The 1,002-nt window shown below is 41.2% G+C and carries 2 protein-coding genes; one reads left to right on the forward strand and one right to left on the reverse strand.

Going from position 1 to position 1,002, the window contains the following annotated elements:
- Window positions 1-162: DUF2281 domain-containing protein (locus F6K20_RS22340; RefSeq protein ID WP_287296066.1), on the forward strand; the 162-nt coding region annotated here is incomplete at its 5' end.
- Between the two features lie 151 nt (window positions 163-313).
- On the opposite strand, the gene F6K20_RS22345 is transcribed toward F6K20_RS22340, so the two are convergent.
- Window positions 314-445 carry a hypothetical protein gene (locus F6K20_RS22345; protein ID WP_287296061.1) on the reverse strand — a complete coding sequence of 44 codons (132 nt, stop codon included), beginning with the start codon at window positions 443-445 and terminating at the stop codon, window positions 314-316.
- Window positions 446-1,002 lie beyond the last annotated feature (557 nt).

A 1,002-nucleotide genomic window follows, 5' to 3' on the forward strand; every position in this document is an offset into this window, starting at 1 on the left:
GCATTACCAGCACAGCAACAGCAGATGGTGTTTGAGTTTGTGGAGTTTCTGGCTCTTAAGTATGTTGAATCTGAGCCCAGTCAATCTCAGGCTCCTCGGATTTTAGGGTTGCTGGAAGGACAAGGATGGATGAGTGATGATTTCAACGAGCCTCTATGTTGATAATTAATAATTAAGAATGAATAATTTAGAAGTTAGAATTGGGGCGTTGCTGAATCAAGTAATGAATATGAGTGGAGTGGGCATCCTGCCTGCGGTTAAAATATCAGAAGCAAGATGCCCGTTCCACAAAATTCATAAAATCATTCCATTATTAAGCAATGCCTGGCCTTCTGCCTTCTGACTTCTGACTTCTGACTTCTGACTTCTCTCCTCCTTCAAACACAATCGCTGTCTTGATGCAGCGCGGTCTTGGGGAGGCAGCGCTGCATCGCTGTTTTGCCATTATTATAGAGTTACCTAAACTGTGGTTTGGGAGAGAGCCGCGCTTGAGGGGAGTCAACCAATAAGCGCGGCTCTTTTCGCCATGATTATATTATAAATAGTAGTTATGGTTGTTGTCAAGTGGAAAATCAAAAAAATCTGGATAATTTTTGATTTTGTTAATAATTATTTACAATCAAATTAATAGGAGGTTAGGAGTTAGGAGGTAAGGAGATTAGGAGATAGAAGGTAAGGAGATTAGGAGATAGAAGGTAAGGAGGGATGAGTCACAAAGGACTGTGCCAGTATTTAGTCAGCAATAGCAAACTTGACTTAAAAAATATTCTGTCTACTAATCTCCTATCTCCTAACTCCTAACTCCTAACTCCTAACTCCTAACTCCTAACCTCCTAATCTCCTTACCTCCTAACCTCCTTACTATCTCCTGTCTTCTGTTATCCCAGTATTTAGTCAGAAGTAACAAAATTGACTTAAAAAATATTCTAACTCCAACCGGGTGCATCTCAATGCATGCTGTTTGAGCCGGTGGTGCGTTACGGAACGGGCTGTCCTAACCGA

This window comes from Moorena sp. SIO2C4, from assembly GCF_010672485.1.
Lineage (GTDB): Bacteria > Cyanobacteriota > Cyanobacteriia > Cyanobacteriales > Coleofasciculaceae > Moorena > Moorena producens.